This window comes from Sphingopyxis sp. H073 (genome assembly GCF_001468395.1).
Taxonomy (GTDB): Bacteria; Pseudomonadota; Alphaproteobacteria; order Sphingomonadales; family Sphingomonadaceae; genus Sphingopyxis.
Genome location: NZ_LNSG01000015.1, coordinates 26,870 through 49,366, shown reverse-complemented (window position 1 = coordinate 49,366; position 22,497 = coordinate 26,870). Strand labels below are relative to the sequence as shown.

Here is a 22,497-nt window from a genome sequence, read left to right as displayed (position 1 = left end):
TGGACACCTAATTCCCCTCCACGGGCCGCTGCAATTCGACGTCGCCCGCGTGAACCAGCATGGTCCCCCCGCCCGCAACGCGCAAGCGCAGCGCGCCATCGGGCGCGAGACCGTCGAATAGGCCGTCGATCCCCTGTTCGGAAACATGCAGCGGCGTGCCGACCGGATGCCCCATCGGCAGCCAGGCGTTGACGATGCTGCCGACGCCTTCCTGCCGCCACGTCCACAAAGCGTCCGTCATCGCGATCGCCAGCGCCTCGGCGAAGCGGTCGCGGTCGAGGAGCGCACCCTTGCCGGCGAGCGATGCAGTGGCGCGATCGGGGATTTCGGGAGCGGAGACCAGATTGACCCCGATACCCATGACGACGCTGTTGCCCGTCCGCTCCATCAATATGCCGGCGCATTTCGCGCCGTCGATCAGCAGATCGTTCGGCCATTTGAGGGTTGCGGTGACAGCAGGTGCCAGCGCTGCGACGGCTTTCGCCAGCGCGACCCCGGCAACCAGCGCTAGGGTCGCGGGAGACGGGTCGCCCGCGGCCAGGTGAACGACCGTCGATCCCATGAAATTGCCGTGGCCATCGCCCCACGCCCGGCCCAGACGGCCCCGCCCGGCGTTCTGGCGGTCGGCGACGAGCCAATGCCCCTCGCCGACATGCTCGCCGCTGGCCAGTCGCGCCAGCAGGTCGGCGTTGGTCGAACCTGTCTCCGCGATCCGCTCGATCGGCGGGATCAGAACAGCACCGCCGCCGCGGTCGCCGACAGCGCGGCCAGGACGCCGATGAAGAGATAGCCGATGACCGAGAGCCACAGCGCACTCGCGGTGATCACCGCATCCTCGACCACCGTGCCCGTTCCGCGCGGGAATTCGGTGTCCGATTTTTCGTCGAAATACATCGTCTTGATGATGGCGATATAATAAAAGGCGCCGATCACCGAAGCGACGATACCGGCCACCGCCAGCGGCACCAGGTTGGCGTTCACCGCGGCCTCGAAGACCAGATACTTCGGCCAGAAGCCAAAGAGCGGCGGGATGCCGGCAAGGCTGAACAGGAACACCGCCATCGCCGCGGCGAGGCCGGGGCGACGCTGCGAATAACCTGCGAGCGCCGGGATGCTTTCGATCTGGTTGCCGCGGTCGTCGCGCAGTTGCAGCACGATCAGGAAGCTTCCGATTGTCGTCACCATATAGACGAGCAAATAGGTCAGCACGCCCTCGACCCCCTGCTGCGTTCCCGCGGCAAGGCCGATCAGCATATAGCCAACGTTGTTGATCGACGAGTAAGCGAGCAGGCGCTTGATATTCTTCTGCCCGATCGCGCCCACCGCACCGAGGATAATCGACGCGAGCGCGAGGAAGATGATGATCTGCTGCCATGCGCCCACCGCCGGCCCAACCGCGCCGATCACGACACGCGTCATCAGCGCCATCGCCGCGACCTTGGGCGCGGTGGCGAAGAAGGCCGTCACCGGGGTCGGCGCGCCTTCATAAACGTCGGGAGTCCACATGTGGAACGGCACGGCGCTGATCTTGAACGCCAGGCCGGCGATCACGAACACGATGCCGAAGATGATGCCGATGTTCAGCTCACCGCCCAGCGCCGCGGCGATCGTGGCAAAATCGGTTGAACCGGTGAAGCCATAGAGCAGCGAGATGCCATAGAGCAGGATTCCGCTCGCAAGCGCGCCGAGGACGAAATATTTGAGCCCCGCTTCGCTCGACCGTTCGTCGCTGCGCATGAAGCTCGCGAGCACATAGGAGGCCAGGCTGTTGAGCTCGAGCCCGACATAAAGCGTCATCAGGTCGCGCGACGACGCCATGATCCCCATGCCGAGCGCCGCGAACAGGATCAGCACGGGATATTCGGCGCGCATCGCATCCTTGAAGAACCGCGGCGCGATGACGACGCAGATGAAGCTCGCGGCATAGATCAGCAGCTTGGCGAAACCGCCGAAGCTGTCGACCGACAGCGTGCCCGAAAAGACCGTGGTGTCGGTCCCGAACAGCGCCAGCACCGCTGCGGCGGCCGCCGCCAGCGTCACCATCGCGGCGAGCTGATAGAGCCCGACCTGGCGATCACCCGCATAGGTTCCGAGCATCAGCGTGACCAGCCCGCCGATCGTCAGGATCAGTTCGGGCCAGATGAGCGCGAGATCGGCGGTCATTGGGCGCCTCCCGCATGATGCGCTTCGCCCGATGCTTCTCCGTGGCCTGCAGCGGCCGGCTTGGGCTTGCCCGCGGCAAGATGCGCGTCGCCGGCAGGCTTGGCGGGCGCGAGGCGCGCGACCACGGTCGTCACGTCACCGCGCATCGGCGCGAGGAAACTTTCGGGATAGACACCCATCCACAGCGCCACGGCGGCAAGCGGCGCAAGGATCGCCCATTCGCGAGGGTTGAGGTCGGGCATCGCCTTCACATCGTCCTTGGTGAGTTCGCCGAACACGATGCGGCGATAGAGATAGAGCATATAGGCGGCGCCGAGGATGATGCCGGTGGTGCAGACGAACGCGACCGTGCTCGACGCCTCATAGATACCGGCAAGGCTCAGGAACTCGCCGACGAACCCGCTGGTGCCCGGCAGGCCGATCGACGCCATGGTGAACAGCATGAAGAACAGCGCATAGGCCGGCATGTTCACGGCAAGCCCGCCGTAACGGTCGATCTCGCGCGTATGGAGCCGGTCGTAGATCACGCCGACGCAGAAGAAGAGCGCGGCCGAGACGACGCCATGGCTGAGCATGATGATCAGCGCGCCCTCGATCCCCTGCTGGTTCAGCGCATAGAGGCCTGCGGTGACGATCGCCATGTGCGCGACCGACGAATAGGCGATCAGCTTTTTCATGTCGCTCTGCACCAGTGCGACGAGGCTGGTGTAAACCACCGCGACCATCGACAGCGCGAAGACGACCCACATGAACTGCGCCGAGGCTTCGGGGAACATCGGCATCATGAAGCGGATGAAACCATAGGCGCCGAGCTTGAGCAGCACGCCGGCCAGGATCATCGAACCCGCGGTCGGTGCCTGCACATGCGCGTCGGGAAGCCAGGTGTGGACGGGCCACATCGGCATCTTGACCGCAAGGCTGGCGAAGAAGCCGAGCCATAGCCAGGTCTGCATCTCCGGCGGGAAGTTGTAATTGAGCAAGGTCGGGATGTCGGTCGTGCCCGCTTCGCGGATCATCGCGATCATCGCGATCAGCATCAGCACCGAACCAAGCAGCGTGTAGAGGAAGAATTTGAACGCCGCATAGATGCGGTTCGCCCCGCCCCAGATACCGATGATGAAATACATCGGGATCAGGCCCGCCTCGAAGAAGACGTAGAAGAGCAGCAGATCCTGCGCCATGAAGACGCCGATCATGACGACCTCCATGATCAGGAACATCGCCATGTAGAGCCCGACGCGCTTGGTGATCGATTCCCAGCTCGCAAGGATGCAGAGCGGCATCAGGAAGACGCTGAGCATGATCAGCATCAATGCCATGCCGTCGATGCCAAGCGCATAGTTGAAGCGGCCGAACAAGGGCGCGGACTCGACGAACTGCCACTGCGCGCCGCCGATATCGAAATTCGCCCACAGCATGACGCCGAGCGCGAAGTCGATCAGCGTCGCGACCAGCGCGATCAGGCGTGCATTGCGGTCGCCGGCAAAGAGGCACGCGATGGCGGCGACCGTCGGGATCGCCAGCATCAACGAAAGGATGGGAACACCGCTCACAGGAACCTCACCATCGCCCAGCTGGCGAGGCCGACAAGACCGAGCAGCATCACGAACGCATATCCATAAACATAACCCGATTGCAGCCGGACCGCGAGACGGGTCCCCCCAGCGACGAGCGCCGCGGCGCCATCGGGACCGAAGCGGTCGATGGTGCCCTCATCACCCTTCTTCCAGAAGAAGCGGCCGATCCAGAAGGCGGGCTTCACGAAGAGGATGGTGTAGAGCTCGTCGAAATACCATTTGTTGTACAGGAACTGGTGCAGCAGCCGGAACTGCGCCACGAACTTCGCCGGCAGGCTGGTGTTCCGGATATAGCTGTTCCACGCGAGGAACAGCCCGATCGCCATCACCGTGAACGGCATCCACTTCACCCACAGCGGCACTTCGTGTGCGGCGTGCATCAGATGTTCGTCGAACGCGAGGCTGCCCTTCCAGAACGCCATGCCCTCTTCGGGATAGATGAACTGGTGGTGGAAAACGATACCCGCGAACACCGCACCGATCGACAGCACGATCAGCGGAATGAGCATGCTCAGCGGGCTTTCATGCGGATGGTAGCCCGCCGTGCCGTCACCAGGCGCCTCGTGATGATGCGCGTGAGCATGATCGTGACCCGCGTCCTCATCCGAGGGATGATCGTGGTGATCGCCATGCACTGCATGCTGGATGTGCTCGCTCTGCTCCCAGCGCGGCTTGCCGAAGAAGGTCAGGAAGACGAGGCGCCACGAATAGAAGCTCGTGAGCAGCGCGGCGAAGATCCCGACCCAGAACGCGACCTGACCGCCGCCGCCCGACGCGAACGCCGCCTCGAGGATGCCATCCTTCGAATAGAAGCCGGCGAAGCCCGCGACGCCCGCGATCCCGACACCGGTGATCGCCAGCGTGCCCATCAGCATCGCCCAATAGGTGATCGGGATGTGCTTCCGAAGGCCGCCGTAGTAGCGCATGTCCTGCTCATGGTGCATCGAATGGATGACCGAGCCCGCGCCAAGGAACAGCAGCGCCTTGAAGAAGGCGTGCGTGAACAGGTGGAACATCGCCGCGCCATAGGCCCCGACGCCCGCGGCGAAGAACATGTAACCGAGCTGCGAACAGGTCGAATAGGCGATGACGCGCTTGATGTCCCACTGCGTCGTGCCGACCGTCGCGGCGAAGAAGCAGGTCGCTGCGCCCACGAACGTGACGACACCCAACGCGACCGGTGCGGTCTCGAACATCGGCGACAGGCGGCACACCATGAACACGCCCGCGGTGACCATCGTCGCGGCGTGGATCAGCGCCGACACCGGGGTCGGACCCTCCATCGCGTCGGGAAGCCATGTGTGCAGGCCAAGCTGCGCCGACTTGCCCATCGCGCCGATGAACAGCAGCAGGCAGAGGATCGTCATCGTGTCGAGACGCATCCCCATGAAGGTGATCGTGCTGCCCGCCATGCCCGGCGCAGCGGCCAGAATTTCGGGGATCGAGACCGTGCCGAACACAAGGAAGGTGCCGAAGATGCCGAGCATGAAGCCCAAATCGCCGACGCGGTTGACGACGAACGCCTTGATCGCGGCGGCATTGGCGCTCGGCTTCTTGTACCAGAAACCGATGAGCAGATAGGATGCGAGACCGACGCCTTCCCAGCCGAAGAACATCTGGACGAGGTTGTTCGCGGTCACGAGCATCAGCATCGCGAAGGTGAAGAGCGAGAGATAGGCGAAGAAGCGCGGCTGGTCCGGATCTTCCTCCATATAGCCCCAGCTATAGAGGTGGACGAGCGCCGACACCGTCGTGATCACGACGAGCATCACCGCAGTCAGCGTGTCGACCCGCAACTCCCAATTGAACTGGAGCGCGCCCGACGAGACCCAGTGCAGCACCGGCGTCACGCCGGCCTCGCCCGTCCCCATGACGAACGAGAGGAAGATCGGCCAGCTCAGGGCGCAGCTGGTGAACAGCGCGCCGGTCGTGACCAGCTTCGATGCGAACGGACCGATGGCGCGCTGGCCCAGCCCTGCAACAAGCGCCGCCAAGAGCGGCAGGAAAACGATCGCCTGGATCACCGGCTTACCCCTTCATCCGGTTGGCATCGTCGACGGCAATCGTGCCGCGGCCGCGGAAATAGATGACAAGGATTGCAAGACCGATCGCGGCTTCGCCCGCGGCGACGGTCAGCACGAACATCGAGAAGACCTGCCCGACGAGGTCGTTCAGCGCGGCGCTGAACGCGACGAGATTGATGTTCACCGCGAGCAGGATGAGTTCGATCGCCATCAGGATGACGATGATATTCTTGCGATTGATGAAGATGCCGAGCACGCCGAGCGTGAACAGCACCGCCGAAACGGCGAGATAATGGCCGACCGAAATCACAATTCCATCCCCTGCCCGACGCCCGGATCGACCAGGCGCGTCGCGTCCTCGGGACGGCGGCGGTTCTGGGCCGAGATATTCTGGATGCGCACCCCGCCGCGCTGGCGATGCGTCAGCACGATCGCGCCGATCATCGCGACGAGCAGCACGATCCCCGCCGCCTCGAACAGGAAGATGTAGCGCGTGTAGAGCAGCTCGCCGATCTGCTGGATGTTGCTGGTATCGGTCGCGGCGGGCGCCGCGCGCGCCGCAAGATCGACCCCGCCGGCCTGCCAGGCGCCCACCGCGAATACCAGCTCTGCGGCAAGGACGATCGCGACCAGCGCGCCAAGCGGCAGATAGCGCACGAAACCGCTGCGCAGTTCGGCGAAATCGATGTCGAGCATCATCACGACGAAGAGGAACAGCACCGCGACCGCGCCGACATAGACGATGACGAGCAGCATCGCGATGAATTCGGCGCCGGTCAGCAGCATCAGCCCCGCCGCGTTAAAGAAGGCGAGGATCAGCCACATCACACTGTGGACGGGGTTGCGGGCCAGAATGACCATCGTCGCCGAAGCGATGACGATCGAAGCAAAGAGCCAAAAGGCGATGACCTGAATCACGCTGCGCTCCTCCCCAGCATGGGGAGGGGGACCATGCGAAGCATGGTGGAGGGGCACAGGCCCGCATCCACGGCGTTCGACATCATGTGCCCCTCCACCACCCTTCGGGTGGTCCCCCTCCCCGTTCCGGGGAGGATCGTCTTGGCTGAATCAATCATGCGCGCGCCCTTATCGATAGGGCGCGTCGGCGGCAAGATTCGCCGCGATCGCGCGTTCCCATTTGTCGCCATTGGCGAGCAGCTTGGCCTTGTCATAGAGCAGCTCCTCGCGCGTTTCGGTCGCGAATTCGAAGTTCGGCCCCTCGACGATCGCATCGACCGGGCAAGCTTCCTGACAGAAGCCGCAATAGATGCACTTGGTCATGTCGATGTCGTAGCGCGTCGTCCGGCGCGAGCCATCCTCGCGCGGCTCGGCCTCGATCGTGATCGCCTGCGCCGGGCACACCGCCTCGCACAGCTTGCACGCGATGCAGCGCTCCTCGCCGTTCGGATAGCGGCGCAGCGCATGTTCACCGCGGAAACGCGGGCTCAGCGGGTTCTTCTCGAACGGATAGTTGATCGTCGCCTTGGGCTTGAAGAAATATTTCAGTGTCAGCCAATGGGCTTTGACGAATTCCCACAAGGTGAAGCTTTTGAGGAGGTGGACGACAGTGGTCATGACGACTGCTCCAAGCATTCTCCCGACAACATCACATATTCGTCGCTCTCAACATGCTGGCCAGTCGCATAGCTCTTTTTGACATTTTGGATATTGAACGACATTTTTTGTTCCAAACCGCGATATTTCATGGAGATTATCGGCTTCGACAGTTCGCGCGGCAAATTTCGAGCTTCCAAAATAACCATCAGATTAAGACGACTTTTCTGGTCCTTGGACAATTTCGAGAAATGCTTAACATGCAGAAATGTCTGTTTCTTGGATTCCAACAACGATGCGCTCGTGGCTGGGCTAACGGTAACGTCCCCGGAAGATGACTTAATCCTCACCAAGACACTGAACGCATCAGCTTCGACTGACGACAGTGTAAATTCCGTGCCTCCCTCGGCGGCATTCATCGCGGTTGGCACGCAAGAATAGTCACGCTGTGTCGGCGCGGTAGCAACCGCATTTGCCAATAATAGCCCAACGAGCATCATGCCCCATACCTCGTCAGCATCAGATAGCCGGAGATCAGGAAGACCCAGAAGAGCGAGATCGGCAGGAAAATCTTCCAGCCCAGCCGCATCAGCTGGTCATAGCGGTAGCGCGGCACGGTCGCCTTGACCCAGCTGAAGACGAAGAAGAAGAACAGGATCTTCGCGAACAGCCAGATGATGCCGGGCACGGCATAGAGCGGCGCCCAGTCGACGGGAGGCAGCCAGCCGCCCCAGAACAGGATCGCGTTGAGCGCGCACATCAGCAGCACGTTGGCATATTCGCCGAGCCAGAACAGCGCGAAGCTCATCGACGAATATTCGGTCTGATAGCCCGCGACGAGTTCGCTCTCGGCCTCGGTCAGGTCGAACGGCGCGCGCGCGGTTTCGGCGAGCGCCGAAATGAGGAACATCACCGCGAGCGGGAACAGCAGCAGGTTGAAGCCGAAGGCGTTGACGAAGCCGAGCCCATGGCCCTGCTGCGCCTTGACGATATCGTTCATGTTGAAGCTGTCGGCAAACAGCACGACGCCGATCAGGATGAAGCCGATCGAGACTTCATAGCTGATCATCTGCGCGGAAGCGCGCATTGCCGAGAAGAAAGGATATTTCGAGTTCGACGACCAGCCCGACAGGATCACGCCGTACACGCCGAGCGACGAAATCGCGAGGATGTAGAGCAGCCCGACGTTGATGTCGGCGAGGATCGCGCCCGAGTTGAACGGGATCACCGCCCACGCCATCAGCGCCACCGTGAAGGTGATGATCGGCGCGATCAGGAACAGCCCGCGGTTCGCGCTCGACGGAATGATCGTTTCCTGCAGGAACACTTTCAGACCGTCGGCGAAGCTCTGGAGCAGGCCGAAGGGGCCGACGACGTTCGGGCCGCGACGCAACGCGATCGCCGCCCAGATCTTGCGGTCGGCATAGATGATCATCGCGACCGCGAGCATCAGCGGCAGCGCGATGAGCAGGATGCCGCAAATCGTCGCAAGTGCCCATGCCGCTTCGGCCGACATTCCCATATCGACCCAGCCCTTGAACGGGACATAGAGCATCATGCGCTGAAAATATTCGGTCACAGCGACGCCCCCTTTTCGTCACCCCGGACTTGATCCGGGGTCCATGGATGCCGGATCAAGTCCGGCATGACGATGATATGCAAGACCAGGCTCATTTCCGCGTTCCGTCCTGGTTACGCCAGCCATTGTGCGGACCGGGCACATCCGACTTGCTGCGCGGATTAAAGCCGCGCCACACCGCATAGCCCATGCCGACGAAGATCGCGCCGGCGACGATAGGTACGTGGATCATTGGACTGCCTCCGTTGCAGGCCGCACGCGCGCCCAGATCGCGAGAAAAATCTGCGTCCCGACGCCGGTTCCAAAAAGATAGATCGCCTCGCGCAAGGCATCGATCAGTACCCGCAAGGACGCGATGCGCATCGGCCCCTGCTCACCATAAGCCATCGTGTAATTTTTGATCTCGTACACACCCAACGCGAAATAGGCGAAGAACATCAGAACGGCGGCCGCATAGAAATAGCGGGGCGACCTCTGAATCCACTCGGGCAGAGCGCCGCTCATTCCGCCGCCTCCGCAAAGTCCGCGCCATGGACCAGCTCTTCCGAGCAGCGCTGCATCGTCGGCGACGCGCGGCAAATGGCGTTGGTGAGATAGAAATCCTTGATCGGCGACGGGATCGGTCCCTTGGCAGGCTTGGCGTCGAGCTTGGGCATGGACCAGCCGTAACCGGCAAGGCCTTCGGTCCCGAGCGCGGGCACCGCGGCGATCATCGCCCCACGGCACTGGTCGAAGCTGTCGAAGCCGACCGACACGCCGAGCGCATCGGCGAGCGCGCGGAAAATGCTCCAGTCCTCGCGCGCGTCGCCGGGCGCGAACACCGCCTTCTCGCTGCGCTGGACGCGGCCCTCGGTATTGACCGTGGTGAAGTCCTTTTCGGTCCACGCCGCAGCCGGCAGGATGACGTCGGCCGCATGCGCGCCCTTGTCGCCATGATGGCCGACATAGACCTTCAGCGTCTTGTCGAAGGCGGTGAAATCGACCTCGTCGGCGCCGAGGAAGAAGGCGAGCTTCGGCTTCGCCGCCACGATGCCCTTGATGCCGCCCGGTTGCGCATAGCCGAGCATCAGCCCGCCCATGCGGCTCGCCGCCATATGGACGACGCTGAAACCGTTCCAGCCGTCCTTGACCGCGTTCACCGACTTGGCAAGCGCCAGCGTCGCGCCATGGACGCCGGGAACGGCAAGGCCGCCGCCGCCAAGGATAATCAGCGGCCGTTCCGCGCCCTTGAGCGCATCGAGCGCCGCGGCGGGCAGCTTGGCGACGAGCGAGGCGTCGTCGCCGAGCCAATTGACCTTGTAGGTCTGGTCCTTCTCGGGACCGATCGCGAAAACCTTCGCGCCCTTCTTCCACGCCGCCTTGCGGATGCGCGTGTTGATCAGCGGCGCTTCCCAGCGCAGGTTCGTGCCGATCAGCAGGATGACGTCGGCATTCTCGGCCTCGGCGATGGTGGTGTTGAAATTGACCGCCGACAGGCTCGACACATCATAGTCGAGGCCGGTCTGGCGGCCTTCGAGCAGCGTCGAGCCCAGCGCATTCACCAGGGCCTTCGCCGCGAACATCGTTTCGCAATCGACGAGGTCGCCCGCGATCGCGGCGACCGACTTGCCGGCCTTCGCGGCCTTGATCGCGTCGAACGCTTCGGCCCACGTCGCTTCGACCAGCTGGCCGCCCTTGCGTAGATAGGGCCGGTCGAGGCGGCGGCGCACGAGGCCGTCGACATGGTGGCGCGTCTTGTCGCTCGCCCATTCCTCGTTCACGTCGTCGTTGACGCGCGGCAGCACCCGCAGCACCTGACGGCCGCGGCTGTCGATGCGGACGTTGGTGCCGACCGCGTCCATCATGTCGATGCCCAGCGTCTTGGTCAGCTCCCATGGGCGCGCTTCGAAGGCATAGGGCTTCGAGGTCAGCGCGCCGACCGGGCACAGATCGACGATATTGCCCGACAGCTCGCTCGCGACCGCATGTTCGAGGTACGAGGTGATCTGCATATTCTCGCCGCGATAGATCGCGCCGATATCCTCGACGCCCGCGACTTCCTCCGCAAAGCGGACGCAGCGCGTGCACTGGATGCAGCGGGTCATCACCGTCTTGACGATCGGACCCATATATTTCTCGGTGACCGCGCGCTTGTTCTCGTCATAGCGCGTCGCGCCGCGGCCATAGGCGACCGACTGGTCCTGCAGGTCGCACTCGCCGCCCTGGTCGCAGATCGGGCAGTCGAGCGGGTGGTTGATGAGCAGAAACTCCATCACCCCTTCGCGCGCCTTCTTCACCATCGGGCTGTCGGTCTTGATGATCTGGCCCTCGGCGGTCGGCAGCGCGCACGATGCCTGCGGCTTCGGCGGGCCGGGCGCGACCTCGACGAGGCACATGCGGCAGTTGCCGGCGATCGACAGGCGCTCGTGGTAGCAGAAGCGCGGAATTTCCTTCCCCGCCATCTCGCACGCCTGCAAGACGGTCGCGCCCTGCGGAACGTCGATTTCTACGCCATCTACGGTTACTTTAGGCATCTGTTTTCCTCACTCCTCAACCGGAGCGCAATGATCTTCGCCGGACGCATCTTTTGCGCAAATTACAGCAGAGGCATCCGTTTCTTTGTCGGGCTGAATTTCGGAGGGGCGCGTAGCTACCAGACGCTTCTTCAACTGCTTCAGATCGATATTCATCGAACCCTGGCAAGGCATAACCGCTCTCATGAACAGAGCAGCCTCTTTCGTCTTATCCTGATTGTCGATGTAACGCGCAGTAGAAGTCGGCGCTTCTTGCCACATGCACTCGACGAGCGCGTCCATCTTGCCCTTTGCGTTTGCTGGCGCGGCGATTGCCATGCCGCCAACGGCTAGTCCGATGACAAGAAGGCTACGGCCAATCATTCCGCCGCCTCCAGCGCGCCACCATTCTCGCGGATCCGGCGTTCGATTTCGGGGCGGAAATGGCGGATCAAGCCCTGGATCGGCCACGCGGCGGCATCGCCGAGCGCACAGATGGTGTGGCCTTCGACCTGCTTGGTGACGTCGTAGAGCGTGTCGATTTCGCTGATGTCGGCGTCGCCGGTGCGCAGGCGCTCCATCACGCGCCACATCCATCCGGTGCCTTCGCGGCACGGCGTGCACTGGCCGCAGCTTTCATGCTTGTAGAAATAGCTGATTCGGCTGATCGCCTGGACGACGTCGGTCGACTTGTCCATCACGATCGCTGCGGCGGTGCCGAGGCCCGAGCCGAGCGCCTTCAGCCCGTCGAAGTCCATCGGCGCGTCCATGATCTCCGCCGCAGGGACAAGCGGAACCGACGAGCCGCCGGGGATCACCGCGAGCAGATTGTCCCAGCCGCCGCGAATGCCGCCGCAATGCTTTTCGATGAGCTCGCGGAAGGTGATTCCCATCTCTTCCTCGACGACGCACGGGCGCTCGACATGGCCCGAAATCTGGAAGAGCTTGGTCCCCTTGTTATTCTCGCGCCCGAAGCTGGAGAACCAGACCGCGCCGCGGCGCAGGATCGTCGGGACGACCGCGATGCTCTCGACATTGTTGACCGTCGTCGGGCAGCCGTAGAGGCCCGCACCCGCCGGGAACGGGGGTTTCAGGCGCGGCTGGCCCTTCTTGCCCTCGAGGCTTTCGATCATCGCGGTTTCTTCGCCGCAGATGTACGCGCCGGCGCCGCGGTGGACGAAGACGTCGAAGTCGTAGCCCGATTTCGCGGCGTTCTTGCCGAGCAGGCCGGCGTCATACGCCTCCTGCACCGCCGCGAAGAGCGTCTCGGCCTCGCGGATGAATTCGCCGCGGATGTAGATGTACGCGGCGCGCGCACGCATCGCATAGCCCGCGATCAGCGCGCCTTCGATCAGCTTGTGCGGATCGTGGCGGATAATCTCGCGGTCCTTGCACGAACCGGGTTCGGATTCGTCGGCGTTGATGACGAGGAAGCTCGGGCGGTCGGCGCGCGGTTCCTTCGGCATGAACGACCATTTGAGCCCGGTCGGGAAGCCCGCGCCGCCGCGGCCGCGCAGGCCCGATGCCTTGATCTCCTCGATGATCGCGTCCTGGCCGCGACTCATCAGGTCTTTGGTCTTGTCCCAATCGCCGCGCGCCTGCGCCGATTTCAGGTTCCACGGCTGAAAGCCGTAGAGATTGGTGAAGATACGATCCTTGTCCGCGAGGCTCATCGGGCCGCTCCCAATTCGTCACCCCGGACCTGATCCGGGGTCCACGACTTCAGCGCTGCGATGGATGCCGGATCAAGTCCGGCATGACGAAGGAATGCGGCGTTTGTCATCATCACCATTCCTTCCGATAGTCATGGTTGGCCTTGACCATTTCCTTCAGCGTCGTCGGGCCGCCCTCGGGCTCGCTCGTGTGGCGCTTGGGGTTCTGGGGGCCGGTCTTCGGCTGCTTGCCCGCGGCAAGATCGTCGAGGATGCGGACCATCGAGTCATAATCGAGGTCTTCGTAATTATCGTCGTTGATCTGGACCATCGGCGCGTTGGCGCAGGTGCCCATGCACTCGACCTCGGTCAGCGTGAACAGCCCATCAGGCGTGGTCTTGCCCTTGGTCATCCCGCGATTCTTGCACGCGGCCATCACGTCGTCCGATCCGCGCAGCAGGCACGGCGTCGTGCCGCAAACCTGCACATGATAGCGGCCGACCGGCGCCAGATTGTACATGGTGTAGAAGGTCGCGACTTCATAGGCGCGCATGAACGGCATATCGAGCTCGGCAGCGACGAACTCGATCACCGGCACGGGCAGCCAACCCTGCGTCTCGGTCTCGGCGCCGACCTGCCGCTGCGCGAGGTCGAGCAACGGCATCACCGCCGAACGCTGGCGCCCCGTGGGATAGCGCGCGATGATCGCCTTCGCCTTCTCGGCATTTTCCTTCGTCCACGCAAAAGCGCCCCAGCGCGCGCGGGTTTCGGCTTCGTCGGGGATTTGGGGTGCGTCAGCCATGAGCGATGTGCCGCTTGTGAGAGATAAAGAGAACGAGTTGTGTCACGACGCAACCCAGCGCCGACAGCCCCATTGCCGCTCCGGCATAAATGCCGATCGCCAAAGCCAGTTCGCCCGGAATCAATGCGCTGACCCCGACAGCAAGCGTTAACAGGTAACTCAGCACGCTGATCGCGAGCGCGATGCGGAAGGCCGCAACTATCCTCACCGGTCGCACTCCCCAAACACGACGTCGATCGCGCCGATGATCGCGGTGGTGTCGGCGAGCATGTGGCCCTTACACATCATGTCCATCGCCTGCAGGTGCGAGAACGCCGTCGGGCGGATCTTGCAGCGGTACGGCTTGTTGGTGCCGTCGCTGACCAGATAGACGCCGAATTCGCCCTTGGGGCTTTCGGTCGCCACATAAACCTCGCCCGCGGGGACGTGGAAACCCTCTGTATAGAGCTTGAAGTGATGGATCAGCGATTCCATCGACTGCTTCATCTCGCCGCGCTTCGGCGGCACGACCTTGCGGTCGAGGCTGGCGATGGGGCCCGAAGGCATCGCGTTGATGCACTGCAGGATGATCCGCTGCGACTGATAGACTTCCTGCACGCGGACCATGAAGCGGTCGTAGCAGTCGCCGCGCGTGCCGACGGGAATGTCGAAGTCCATCTTCGCATAGGCGTCGTAGGGCTGCGACTTACGCAGATCCCACGGAATGCCGCTGCCGCGGATCATCGGGCCCGAGAAGCCCCACGCCAGCGCGTCTTCCTTCGCTACGGTCGCGATATCGACATTGCGCTGCTTGAAGATGCGATTGTCGATGACGAGGCTCATCGCGTCGCCGAACAGCTTCGGCAGCCGCGTCTCGCACCACTGGCCGATGTCGTAGAGCAACTTTTCGGGGACATCCTGATGGACGCCGCCCGGGCGGAAATAGGCGCTGTGCATGCGCGCACCCGACGCGCGCTCGAAGAAGTTCAGGCAATCCTCGCGCAGCTCGAAGATCCACAGGTTCGGGGTCATCGCGCCGACGTCCATGACGTGCGACCCGATGTTGAGCATGTGGTTGCAGATGCGCGTCAGCTCGGCGAACATCGTGCGGAGGTACTGCGCGCGGTCGGGCACCTCGAGGTCGAGCAATTTCTCGATCGCGAGCACATAGCTATGTTCCATGCCGAGCGGCGAGCAATAGTCGAGCCGGTCGAAATAGGGCAGCGCCTGCAGATAGGTCTTGTACTCGATCAGCTTCTCGGTGCCGCGGTGCAGCAGCCCGACGTGCGGATCGACGCGCTCGATGATCTCGCCGTCGAGTTCCATCACCATGCGCAGCACGCCATGCGCCGCGGGGTGCTGCGGGCCGAAGTTGATCGTGTAGTTGGTGACGGCCTGGTCGCCCGCGGTATCGGCGGTGTCGACCGGATAGCCTTCGAACATGTCGCTGCCGTGGTGCTTGACCTGAGGAGAGTCGGTCATGCGTCACCTCCTGTCTTGGGCTTGCGCGGCGCGCGCGGCTTCGCGGGCGCCTTGGGCTTGGCAGGCGCCTTTTCGGCCTTCTTTGTGGCCGGAGTCTTCGCTTTGGCGGCCGTGGTCGCCTTGGCGCCGTCGCGGCTCGCCTTCGCGGCCTTGATATTCGCCTTCGCGCCCGCGCCGGTCTGTTCGGGCTTCTCGGTGGTCTTCGGGGTCGGCGCCGGCGCCTTCTTCTCGGCCTTGTCGTCGGCGACCTTGACCTGCTGCGCGGTCATCGGCGACGGCGCACCCTTGCCCGGCGCTTCGCCGGTGCCACCGGCCTTTTCGTCGCCCGGCAGCACATAGTCGGCGCCTTCCCAGGGGCTGAGAAAGTCGAAGTTGCGGAAGTCCTGCGCCAGCTTCACCGGTTCATAGACGACGCGCTTGTCCTCTTCCGAATAACGCAGCTCGATATAGCCGGTCAGCGGGAAGTCCTTGCGCTGCGGATGCCCCTGAAAGCCATAGTCGGTCAGGATGCGGCGGAGGTCGGGATTGCCCGCGAACAGCACGCCGTACATGTCGAAAACTTCGCGCTCGAGCCAACCGGCGACGGGCCAGACGGGCACGATACTCGGTACCGGCGTCGTTTCGTCGGTCGACACGCGGACGCGCAGGCGGTGGTTCTTCGTCACGCTGAGCAGGTGATAGACGACCTCGAAGCGCTCGGCGCGTTCGGGATAGTCGACCCCGGCGATTTCCATCAGCTGCTGATAGTCGAGTTCATCGCGCAGCATGACCATCACACCGGCGACCGCTTCGCGGCGCACGGTTATGCTGTCCTCGCCCACGGCAAAGACATGCTCGATCAGGTCGTCGCCGAGCAGCTTTTGCAGTGCGGGGCCAACGCCCTCGCGGGCCGCGATCAGGGGAGCGGGACTGGCCATCAGCGTTCGATCGTCCCGGTGCGGCGGATCTTCCGCTGCAACTGCATCACGCCATAGAGCAACGCTTCGGCGGTCGGCGGGCAGCCGGGGACATAGATGTCGACGGGCACGATGCGATCGCAGCCGCGCACCACCGAATAGCTGTAATGGTAATAGCCGCCGCCGTTGGCGCAGCTGCCCATCGAAATGACATATTTGGGGTTCGACATCTGGTCGTACACGCGGCGCAGCGCCGGGGCCATCTTGTTGCAGAGCGTCCCCGCGACGATCATCACGTCGGACTGGCGCGGGCTGGCGCGCGGCGCGACGCCGAAGCGTTCCATGTCATAGCGCGGCATGTTGACGTGGATCATCTCGACCGCGCAGCATGCGAGGCCGAAGGTCATCCACCACAGCGAGCCGGTACGCGCCCAATTGAACAGATCCTCGGTCGTGGTGACGAGGAAGCCCTTGTCGCCAACCTCGCTGTTGAGATCGTCGAAGAAGCTCTGATCCGGGTTGGTTCCCGGAGCGACAGGGCTGGCGACCGGCATCTGGCCGGGCATGATGATGCTGGAGCTGCTCATTCCCAATCCAACGCGCCTTTTTTCCACGCGTACACAAGGCCGATCGCGAGTTCGGCAAGGAAGATCATCATCGTGGCCCAACCGGCCCAGCCGATTTCCTTGAGGCTGACCGCCCAGGGAAAGAGGAAGGCGGCTTCGAGGTCGAAGATGATGAAGAGGATGGCGACGAGATAGAAGCGCACATCGAACTGGCTGCGGGCATCCTCGAACGCGGGGAAGCCGCATTCATATTCGGTGAGCTTCGCCGGATCGGGCTTGTGCGCGCCGGTCAGGCGCGCGACGCCCATCGGCAGGAAGACGAAGGCCGAGGAAAGGCCAACGGCTATGACCAGAAAGATCAGGATCGGCAGATATTGCGTCAGATCGACCATGGGAGCTCGCAGTCTGTTTTAAGGCGTTTACCACCCCTTTGTTGGGCGCGCTTTAGGCCAGCAAGCCGCGCCTCGCAAGCGCTGCGGCGAGGAAATTCGTTGCCGTTGTGACCAAAAGCACAAACGGCGCTGGAACGCGCCCCTATCCTCATGATACGCGGACGGCAGGGGTCGATATTTCGGGCCTTTGGCGCCCGTTTCGAAACTGGGGAGCTTTTATGGGACCAATTTTTCATCGCGCCATCGTCGCAGCGGCCGCCGCACTGGCACTGTCGGCGGCGCCAGCCCATGCCGAACTGGTGAATGCGAAGAATCCCGCGACGATCAAGGCGATCCTCGAGTCGCAGGGCTGGCCGGCGACGCTTGTCACCAAGGACGGCGACGATCCCTATATCGAGAGCAACCGGAACGGCCTGAAATTCCTCGTCCTGTTCATGAACTGCGAGGACAACCGGAACTGCAAGACCCTGCAATATTATATGGGTTTCAGCGACGCGAAGGATGTGTCGCTCGACCGACTCAACCAATGGAACCGGACCAAGCGCTTCGCACGCGCCTATCGCGATGACGAAGGCGACCCGGTGCTCGAAATGGACGTCGATGTCGATTTTGCCGGGATCCCGCGCGAAAATCTGGGCGAGACGCTCAACACCTGGTCATCGCTGATGGACAGTTTCCGCGAGTATGTTTTCGAAAAGTGATGGCCACGTAGGTCGGCCCCGCCCCTCCTTCGTCACCCCGGACTTGATCCGGGGTCCATGGCTTCGACGCCGAGATGGATGCCGGATCAAGTCCGGCATGACGATGGAAGAGCTACGGCCCGTCAGGCGTTGCGCAGCGCGCCCGCGACCAGCTTCTGAAGCTTGGAATGCACCGCGCCGCTGCCCGCGATGAATTCGCTGCGCTCGATCGCGCGGTCGCCGCCGCGGAAATCGCTGACGAAGCCGCCCGCCTCGCGCACCAGCAACATGCCGGCGGCGACATCCCAGATGTTGAGCTGGCTTTCCCAGAAACCGTCGAAACGGCCCGCCGCAACCCAGGCTAGATCGAGGCTGGCGGCGCCGAAGCGGCGGATGCCGGCGACTTCGGGCGCGACCGCGCCGAAAATGCGGCTCCACTGCGCCATGTCGCCATGGCCCATGAAGGGGATGCCCGTCGCAATGAGGCATTCGTTGAGGTGGCGACGCGAGGCGACGCGGAGGCGCCGGTCGTGCAGCCACGCGCCGCGGCCACGCTCGGCCCAATAGCTTTCGTCGGTGACCGGCTGATAGATCAGCGCCGCGGTCACGTCGCCCCAGCCGCCGCCGAGCTTCGGCTCCTGCACCGCGATCGAGATTGCGAATTGCGGGATCGCGTGGAGAAAGTTCGACGTGCCGTCGAGCGGGTCGATGATGAAGCGCGGTTTGCCCGGCTCGCCCTCGATCTCGCCGGCCTCTTCCATCAGGAAGCCCCAGCCGGGACGCGCGTGGGTCAGCTCGTCATAGAGCGTGCGCTCGGCCGCCTGATCCGCCTTCGACACGAAGTCGGCGGGCCCCTTTTGCGAGACCTGCAGATGCTCGATCTCGCCGAAGTCGCGGCGCAGCTTCGTGCCGGCCTTGCGCGCGGCGCGTTCCATGACGGTGATGATGCCGGAAATGGCCATAGTCGTAACTCCCCCCTCCCGCTTGCGGGAGGGGTCGGGGGAGGGAATGTTTCCTACCGGAAAGAGCCCGTCCCTCGACAGGCCCTCCCCTAACCCCTCCCGCAAGCGGGAGGGGAACTCAATTAGTCGGCGCGGCGAACATATTCGCGGTCATAGACATTGACCACAATGCGCGTGCCGCTGGTGATGTGCGGCGGCACCATGACGCGCACACCATTGTCGAGGATCGCGGGCTTGTACGACGACGACGCCGTCTGGCCCTTCACCACCGCATCGGCCTCGACGATCGTGGCTTCGATCTGCTCGGGCAGCTCGACCGAAATGGGGCGCTCTTCCCAGAGTTCAAGCACGACTTCCATGCCGTCCTGCAGGAATTCGTGCGCCTCGCCCACGACGTCCTTCGAAATGGTAATCTGCTCGTATGTATCCTTGTCCATGAAGACGAGATCGTCGCCCTCGGCGTAGAGATACTGGAAATCCTTGGTGTCGAGGCGGACCTTCTCGACCGTGTCAGCGCTGCGGAAACGGTTGTTGAGCTTGCGCCCGTCGATCAGATTCTTGGCTTCGACCTGCATATAGGCGCCGCCCTTGCCCGGCTGGGTGTGCTGGATCTTGGTGACCTTCCAGATGCCACCTTCAAATTCGATAATATTGCCGGGACGGATTTCAACGCCGGTGATTTTCATCGCGCACACTCGCTAGTTCAAGGATGGAAAGAGCCGCCGGCGCATCGCATGTGCCGGTCACAGGAGCGCGCCCTTAGCCGGACAAGCAGCCGAGGGCAAGCGGTGCCTATTCGGCAGGTGCCGCTTCGACGCGCTTCTTCGTGCGCGAATAGGCGAACCAGCCCAGCGCCGCGAGCAGGCCGAGGCCGATGAACTGCGATGCCGTTCCAAACCCGTCACCGACGATCGCGAGCCGGTCGGCATCGCCCACCGCCGCCACCGTGCCTGCGAAAACCAGACCGTAGAGGCTGTCGCCCACCACAAGGCCCGTCGCGAGCAGCACGCCCATGCGCCGCGCGAATTCGGGCCGTGCGGTACGGTCGGCGCCGCGGTTCCAGACGTGACCGATGACGGTGCCGATGATCGTCGGCAGCGTCACCGACATCGGCAGATACATGCCCATCGCGACCGAGAGCGGCGGGCAGCGGGTCTTGTTCGTGTGCCCGCGGATTTCATCGAAAATGATGGCCACCACGCCGATACCCGCGCCGAGTCCGATCAGATCCCAACGGAGCGTCCCGCCGAGCACGCCCCGCGCGATCGACGAGATCAGCGAAGCCTGCGGCGCGGCGAGCGCGTTCGGCCCGGCTCCCGGTGCGCCCGCGAAACCGAAGGCGGTGTTGAGCAGATCCAGCACCGGCGGAATGATGAAGGAGCCCGCGACGACGCCGATGACAAGCGCGACCTGCTGCTTCCAGGGCGTCGAACCCACGAGCTGGCCGGTCTTCAGATCCTGAAGATTGTCATTCGCGACAATCCCGATGCCGAAGACGAATGCGGTGACGAACAGCGCGAAGGCGATCAGCGGCGCGCGGTCGGCGGCCGCCACCTGCCCTCCGAAGATCGCGGCGACGAGCACCGAGGCGACGAGGATCGACAGGATACCGATCCCTGAAACCGGACTGTTCGACGTGCCGACGAGGCCCGCCATATAGCCGGTGACGATCGCGGTCGCGACGCCGATCACGAGAATGAACAGGATCGCGAGCGTCAGCGCCGCACCGATCTCTCCCGCCAGCGGCCCGCCCTGAACGAAGTTCCAGATCAGCACCCCGATCGGAATCATCAGGAGCAGGCTGGTCCCAAGGACGATCGAACCGGGAAGGTCGCGCTCGGTCAGTTCGAGCGCCTGCCCGCTCTTGCGCGCCTCCGCCGCTCGAGCGATCCCGCGCAGCCCCTGTGCGATCGAACCCGCGATCCGGACGAGCGCCCATATTGCGGCAACTGCTATCGCGCCCGCGCCGACGAACCGCACTTCCTGACTGAACACAGTGCCGACCACATCATCGACCGGACCGGCTTTGCCAGCGCTCAGCCAGGGCAGCAGGATGAACCAGGAGATGCTCGCGCCGATCGCCATCGCGATCCCGGTCGCGAGACCGATCAGATGACCGACCCCGACCAGCCCGAGCGACATCGTGCCGGCCACCCCGCTCACGCCCGCACCGAGTTTGAAATTCTTCGCAACCTCGCCCGCCGCGACCTTGAGCGCGGTCATTACGCCGTAGAAAGCGGCGACCAGCGCACCAAGGACGATCGTCGACAGGCCAAGCTGGTTTTCGCGCGTGCCTTCGTCGCCCGCCATGCCGACACGCAGGATTTCGGCACCCGCGACGCCTTCGGGATAGGGCAAGTCCGAATTGATCACGAGCGCCCGGCGCAGCGGCACCGACAGCATCACGCCGAGCACACCGCCCGCTGCGCAGGTCAGCATCGTCGTCCAGTAAGGGAAATTCGTCCACCAGCCGACGATGACGAGTCCCGGCAGGATGAAAATCATCGTCGCGACCGCGCCGGCAGCGCTGCCGATCGTCTGGACGATGTTGTTCTCGACCATGTTCGACCCGCCGAGCGTCCGCAGCACCGCCATCGAGATGACGGCAGCGGGAATCGCGGTCGAGAAGGTCAGGCCGACCCTGAGCCCGAAATAGACGTTGGCGGCGGTGAACAGGAAAGTCAGCAATCCGCCCAATAGGATCGCCCGGACCGTCAGTTCGCGCATTGCCGTGCCATCGCGGCTCATAATCGTCCTTCCGCCTCTTCAATTCCGCCGTGTTGGGGTGACTTGGCGCCCCGCACAAGCAAAAAACCGACGAGACGAGGATGATTTGACGTATCGATCCAATCCCTTTCCGTCGCCCCGGAGCAAAAGGCGGCCCATGATGAACGTGGATATCCCTGACCAGCCGTCCGGTCTCCGGGCAGCCAAGCCACCGAAGCGTTCCGCTCCCTGTGCCGGGCTGTTCGGTTGGCGCAAGGAGGGCGCGCCGCCGCGGGAAGCCAAGCCGGAAAAATCGCCGGGCCGCGACTATCCGGTCGGCTGACCCTTAAGGATCGCGGCAAAAGCCTTCACCGCGGCGGCAGGCCCCTCGGGATGGTTCCAGACCGCGCCCGACATCGCGAGAAAATCCGCGCCCGCATCGACCAGCAGCTTCGCATTGTCAGGCGTGATCCCGCCGATCGCGACGCACGGCAATTCGAACAATCCCTGCCACCAGGTCAGGATCTCGGGGTCGGCGCGGTGCTCGACCTCTTTGGTCGTCGTCGGAAAGAAGGCGCCGAACGCAACATAGTCGGCGCCCGCCTCTCCCGCTTCCATCGCGAGGTGACGGCTCGCGTGACAAGTCACGCCGATCTGTGCCCCGGGGCCGAGCAGGCTCCGTGCCTCTTTCGGATCGCCGTCGCCCTGTCCCAGATGTACGCCGTCAGCCTTGAGACGTTTTGCGAGCGCCATATCGTCGTTGACGATGAAGGCGACATCCTTTGCCGCGCAGATCGCCTGCAACGGCGCTGCAAGCCGCGCCGCCTCATGCTGGTCGAGACCCTTGACGCGAAACTGGAACGCCGCAACGGGGGCGGCGGACAGCGCGGCATCGAGCCGGTCGGGAAAGTCGCCGCCGACGTCGAGCGGCGAGATCAGGTAAAGCTGGCAAGTCGTGGTCATGGCGGGTTCATAGCGACGGCGCCAGACG

26 protein-coding genes are annotated in these 22,497 nt (G+C 63.6%); 2 read left to right on the top strand and 24 right to left on the bottom strand.

What is annotated here, in order from left to right:
• Positions 1 to 7: 7 nt before the first annotated feature.
• The 20 genes from ATE64_RS19715 to ATE64_RS19625 form a co-directional block, all read right to left on the bottom strand.
• Entirely contained in the window at positions 8 to 808 is an 801-nt protein-coding gene (locus tag ATE64_RS19715; protein WP_082657830.1) for a biotin--[acetyl-CoA-carboxylase] ligase, read from the bottom strand.
• On the bottom strand, positions 730 to 2,163 hold the full coding sequence (nuoN, locus tag ATE64_RS19710; protein ID WP_058456731.1) for an NADH-quinone oxidoreductase subunit NuoN: 1,434 nt from the start codon (positions 2,161 to 2,163) through the stop codon (positions 730 to 732). Before nuoN ends, ATE64_RS19715 begins: the two co-directional genes overlap by 79 nt.
• Positions 2,160 to 3,716: an NADH-quinone oxidoreductase subunit M gene (locus ATE64_RS19705; protein WP_058456730.1), complete on the bottom strand. Its 1,557-nt coding sequence runs from the start codon at positions 3,714 to 3,716 to the stop codon at positions 2,160 to 2,162. Before ATE64_RS19705 ends, nuoN begins: the two co-directional genes overlap by 4 nt.
• Positions 3,713 to 5,764, bottom strand: a complete 2,052-nt coding sequence (gene nuoL, locus ATE64_RS19700) for an NADH-quinone oxidoreductase subunit L (protein ID WP_058456729.1) — start codon at positions 5,762 to 5,764, stop codon at positions 3,713 to 3,715. The genes ATE64_RS19705 and nuoL overlap by 4 nt, the downstream gene beginning before the upstream one ends.
• A gap of 4 nt (positions 5,765 to 5,768) precedes the next feature.
• Positions 5,769 to 6,074 carry an NADH-quinone oxidoreductase subunit NuoK gene (gene nuoK / locus ATE64_RS19695; protein WP_058456728.1) on the bottom strand — a complete coding sequence of 102 codons (306 nt, stop codon included), beginning with the start codon at positions 6,072 to 6,074 and terminating at the stop codon, positions 5,769 to 5,771.
• Positions 6,071 to 6,682 (bottom strand): NADH-quinone oxidoreductase subunit J, encoded by a 612-nt coding sequence (locus tag ATE64_RS19690; RefSeq protein ID WP_058456727.1) that lies wholly within the window; start codon positions 6,680 to 6,682, stop codon positions 6,071 to 6,073. The genes nuoK and ATE64_RS19690 overlap by 4 nt, the downstream gene beginning before the upstream one ends.
• 168 nt (positions 6,683 to 6,850) lie before the next feature.
• Positions 6,851 to 7,339: an NADH-quinone oxidoreductase subunit NuoI gene (gene nuoI, locus ATE64_RS19685; RefSeq protein WP_058456726.1), complete on the bottom strand. Its 489-nt coding sequence runs from the start codon at positions 7,337 to 7,339 to the stop codon at positions 6,851 to 6,853.
• Positions 7,336 to 7,818 (bottom strand): hypothetical protein, encoded by a 483-nt coding sequence (locus ATE64_RS19680; RefSeq protein ID WP_058456725.1) that lies wholly within the window; start codon positions 7,816 to 7,818, stop codon positions 7,336 to 7,338. The genes nuoI and ATE64_RS19680 overlap by 4 nt, the downstream gene beginning before the upstream one ends.
• A complete protein-coding gene (gene nuoH / locus ATE64_RS19675) occupies positions 7,815 to 8,840 on the bottom strand; it encodes an NADH-quinone oxidoreductase subunit NuoH (RefSeq protein WP_156416630.1) in 1,026 nt (341 codons plus the stop codon). Before nuoH ends, ATE64_RS19680 begins: the two co-directional genes overlap by 4 nt.
• 148 nt (positions 8,841 to 8,988) lie before the next feature.
• Positions 8,989 to 9,129 carry a hypothetical protein gene (locus ATE64_RS21820; RefSeq protein ID WP_156416628.1) on the bottom strand — a complete coding sequence of 47 codons (141 nt, stop codon included), beginning with the start codon at positions 9,127 to 9,129 and terminating at the stop codon, positions 8,989 to 8,991.
• Positions 9,126 to 9,401 carry a hypothetical protein gene (locus ATE64_RS19670; RefSeq protein ID WP_058456724.1) on the bottom strand — a complete coding sequence of 92 codons (276 nt, stop codon included), beginning with the start codon at positions 9,399 to 9,401 and terminating at the stop codon, positions 9,126 to 9,128. Before ATE64_RS19670 ends, ATE64_RS21820 begins: the two co-directional genes overlap by 4 nt.
• Positions 9,398 to 11,410 carry an NADH-quinone oxidoreductase subunit NuoG gene (nuoG, locus tag ATE64_RS19665; RefSeq protein WP_058456723.1) on the bottom strand — a complete coding sequence of 671 codons (2,013 nt, stop codon included), beginning with the start codon at positions 11,408 to 11,410 and terminating at the stop codon, positions 9,398 to 9,400. The genes ATE64_RS19670 and nuoG overlap by 4 nt, the downstream gene beginning before the upstream one ends.
• Positions 11,411 to 11,419: 9 nt before the next feature.
• Positions 11,420 to 11,773 carry a hypothetical protein gene (locus ATE64_RS19660; RefSeq protein WP_058456722.1) on the bottom strand — a complete coding sequence of 118 codons (354 nt, stop codon included), beginning with the start codon at positions 11,771 to 11,773 and terminating at the stop codon, positions 11,420 to 11,422.
• Positions 11,770 to 13,062 (bottom strand): NADH-quinone oxidoreductase subunit NuoF, encoded by a 1,293-nt coding sequence (nuoF, locus tag ATE64_RS19655; RefSeq protein ID WP_058456721.1) that lies wholly within the window; start codon positions 13,060 to 13,062, stop codon positions 11,770 to 11,772. Before nuoF ends, ATE64_RS19660 begins: the two co-directional genes overlap by 4 nt.
• Before the next feature lie 112 nt (positions 13,063 to 13,174).
• Complete coding sequence (locus ATE64_RS19650) at positions 13,175 to 13,843, bottom strand: NAD(P)H-dependent oxidoreductase subunit E (protein WP_058456720.1); 669 nt, start codon at positions 13,841 to 13,843, stop codon at positions 13,175 to 13,177.
• Positions 13,836 to 14,051 carry a hypothetical protein gene (locus ATE64_RS19645; protein WP_058456719.1) on the bottom strand — a complete coding sequence of 72 codons (216 nt, stop codon included), beginning with the start codon at positions 14,049 to 14,051 and terminating at the stop codon, positions 13,836 to 13,838. The genes ATE64_RS19650 and ATE64_RS19645 overlap by 8 nt, the downstream gene beginning before the upstream one ends.
• On the bottom strand, positions 14,048 to 15,265 hold the full coding sequence (locus ATE64_RS19640) for an NADH-quinone oxidoreductase subunit D (RefSeq protein ID WP_197410183.1): 1,218 nt from the start codon (positions 15,263 to 15,265) through the stop codon (positions 14,048 to 14,050). The genes ATE64_RS19645 and ATE64_RS19640 overlap by 4 nt, the downstream gene beginning before the upstream one ends.
• Before the next feature lie 35 nt (positions 15,266 to 15,300).
• A complete protein-coding gene (locus ATE64_RS19635; protein WP_058456717.1) occupies positions 15,301 to 16,221 on the bottom strand; it encodes an NADH-quinone oxidoreductase subunit C in 921 nt (306 codons plus the stop codon).
• Complete coding sequence (locus ATE64_RS19630) at positions 16,221 to 16,754, bottom strand: NADH-quinone oxidoreductase subunit B (protein WP_058456751.1); 534 nt, start codon at positions 16,752 to 16,754, stop codon at positions 16,221 to 16,223. The genes ATE64_RS19635 and ATE64_RS19630 overlap by 1 nt, the downstream gene beginning before the upstream one ends.
• 29 nt (positions 16,755 to 16,783) lie before the next feature.
• Entirely contained in the window at positions 16,784 to 17,158 is a 375-nt protein-coding gene (locus ATE64_RS19625; RefSeq protein WP_058456716.1) for an NADH-quinone oxidoreductase subunit A, read from the bottom strand.
• Between the two features lie 218 nt (positions 17,159 to 17,376).
• Between ATE64_RS19625 and ATE64_RS19620 the strand changes: the two genes are divergently transcribed.
• Entirely contained in the window at positions 17,377 to 17,859 is a 483-nt protein-coding gene (locus ATE64_RS19620; RefSeq protein ID WP_058456715.1) for a YbjN domain-containing protein, read from the top strand.
• 122 nt (positions 17,860 to 17,981) lie between these two features.
• Here ATE64_RS19620 and ATE64_RS19615 read toward each other — a convergent pair whose 3' ends face one another.
• The 3 genes from ATE64_RS19615 to ATE64_RS19605 form a co-directional block, all read right to left on the bottom strand.
• A complete protein-coding gene (locus tag ATE64_RS19615) occupies positions 17,982 to 18,800 on the bottom strand; it encodes an inositol monophosphatase family protein (RefSeq protein ID WP_058456714.1) in 819 nt (272 codons plus the stop codon).
• Positions 18,801 to 18,922: 122 nt separating this feature from the next.
• Positions 18,923 to 19,486, bottom strand: a complete 564-nt coding sequence (gene efp / locus ATE64_RS19610; protein WP_058456713.1) for an elongation factor P — start codon at positions 19,484 to 19,486, stop codon at positions 18,923 to 18,925.
• Between the two features lie 106 nt (positions 19,487 to 19,592).
• On the bottom strand, positions 19,593 to 21,548 hold the full coding sequence (locus ATE64_RS19605) for an oligopeptide transporter, OPT family (protein ID WP_058456712.1): 1,956 nt from the start codon (positions 21,546 to 21,548) through the stop codon (positions 19,593 to 19,595).
• Positions 21,549 to 21,684: 136 nt separating this feature from the next.
• Here ATE64_RS19605 and ATE64_RS21815 point away from each other — a divergent pair, with 136 nt between their 5' ends.
• Positions 21,685 to 21,849, top strand: a complete 165-nt coding sequence (locus ATE64_RS21815) for a hypothetical protein (protein ID WP_156416627.1) — start codon at positions 21,685 to 21,687, stop codon at positions 21,847 to 21,849.
• Here the strand turns inward: ATE64_RS21815 and thiE are convergent.
• Positions 21,834 to 22,469 carry a thiamine phosphate synthase gene (gene thiE / locus ATE64_RS19600; RefSeq protein ID WP_058456711.1) on the bottom strand — a complete coding sequence of 212 codons (636 nt, stop codon included), beginning with the start codon at positions 22,467 to 22,469 and terminating at the stop codon, positions 21,834 to 21,836. The two genes, ATE64_RS21815 and thiE, sit on opposite strands and share 16 nt — an antisense overlap.
• Positions 22,470 to 22,497: the final 28 nt, after the last annotated feature.

Excerpts from the sequence above, each read along its gene's own strand:
- ATE64_RS19630 (WP_058456751.1), bottom strand. The coding sequence starts at position 16,754 with ATGCCGGTCGCCAGCCCTGTCGCTCCGGGAACCAACCCGGATCAGAGC.
- ATE64_RS19660 (WP_058456722.1), bottom strand. The coding sequence starts at position 11,773 with ATGATTGGCCGTAGCCTTCTTGTCATCGGACTAGCCGTTGGCGGCATG.
- nuoN (WP_058456731.1), bottom strand. The coding sequence starts at position 2,163 with ATGACCGCCGATCTCGCGCTCATCTGGCCCGAACTGATCCTGACGATC.
- efp (WP_058456713.1), bottom strand. The coding sequence starts at position 19,486 with ATGAAAATCACCGGCGTTGAAATCCGTCCCGGCAATATTATCGAATTT.
- nuoH (WP_156416630.1), bottom strand. The coding sequence starts at position 8,840 with ATGGGAATGTCGGCCGAAGCGGCATGGGCACTTGCGACGATTTGCGGC.
- nuoI (WP_058456726.1), bottom strand. The coding sequence starts at position 7,339 with ATGACCACTGTCGTCCACCTCCTCAAAAGCTTCACCTTGTGGGAATTC.
- ATE64_RS19680 (WP_058456725.1), bottom strand. The coding sequence starts at position 7,818 with ATGATGCTCGTTGGGCTATTATTGGCAAATGCGGTTGCTACCGCGCCG.
- thiE (WP_058456711.1), bottom strand. The coding sequence starts at position 22,469 with ATGACCACGACTTGCCAGCTTTACCTGATCTCGCCGCTCGACGTCGGC.
- ATE64_RS21820 (WP_156416628.1), bottom strand. The coding sequence starts at position 9,129 with ATGATCCACGTACCTATCGTCGCCGGCGCGATCTTCGTCGGCATGGGC.
- ATE64_RS19625 (WP_058456716.1), bottom strand. The coding sequence starts at position 17,158 with ATGGTCGATCTGACGCAATATCTGCCGATCCTGATCTTTCTGGTCATA.
- ATE64_RS19670 (WP_058456724.1), bottom strand. The coding sequence starts at position 9,401 with ATGAGCGGCGCTCTGCCCGAGTGGATTCAGAGGTCGCCCCGCTATTTC.
- nuoG (WP_058456723.1), bottom strand. The coding sequence starts at position 11,410 with ATGCCTAAAGTAACCGTAGATGGCGTAGAAATCGACGTTCCGCAGGGC.
- ATE64_RS21815 (WP_156416627.1), top strand. The coding sequence starts at position 21,685 with ATGATGAACGTGGATATCCCTGACCAGCCGTCCGGTCTCCGGGCAGCC.
- ATE64_RS19635 (WP_058456717.1), bottom strand. The coding sequence starts at position 16,221 with ATGGCCAGTCCCGCTCCCCTGATCGCGGCCCGCGAGGGCGTTGGCCCC.
- ATE64_RS19615 (WP_058456714.1), bottom strand. The coding sequence starts at position 18,800 with ATGGCCATTTCCGGCATCATCACCGTCATGGAACGCGCCGCGCGCAAG.
- ATE64_RS19620 (WP_058456715.1), top strand. The coding sequence starts at position 17,377 with ATGGGACCAATTTTTCATCGCGCCATCGTCGCAGCGGCCGCCGCACTG.
- nuoF (WP_058456721.1), bottom strand. The coding sequence starts at position 13,062 with ATGAGCCTCGCGGACAAGGATCGTATCTTCACCAATCTCTACGGCTTT.
- ATE64_RS19640 (WP_197410183.1), bottom strand. The coding sequence starts at position 15,265 with ATGTTCGAAGGCTATCCGGTCGACACCGCCGATACCGCGGGCGACCAG.
- ATE64_RS19605 (WP_058456712.1), bottom strand. The coding sequence starts at position 21,548 with ATGAGCCGCGATGGCACGGCAATGCGCGAACTGACGGTCCGGGCGATC.
- ATE64_RS19650 (WP_058456720.1), bottom strand. The coding sequence starts at position 13,843 with ATGGCTGACGCACCCCAAATCCCCGACGAAGCCGAAACCCGCGCGCGC.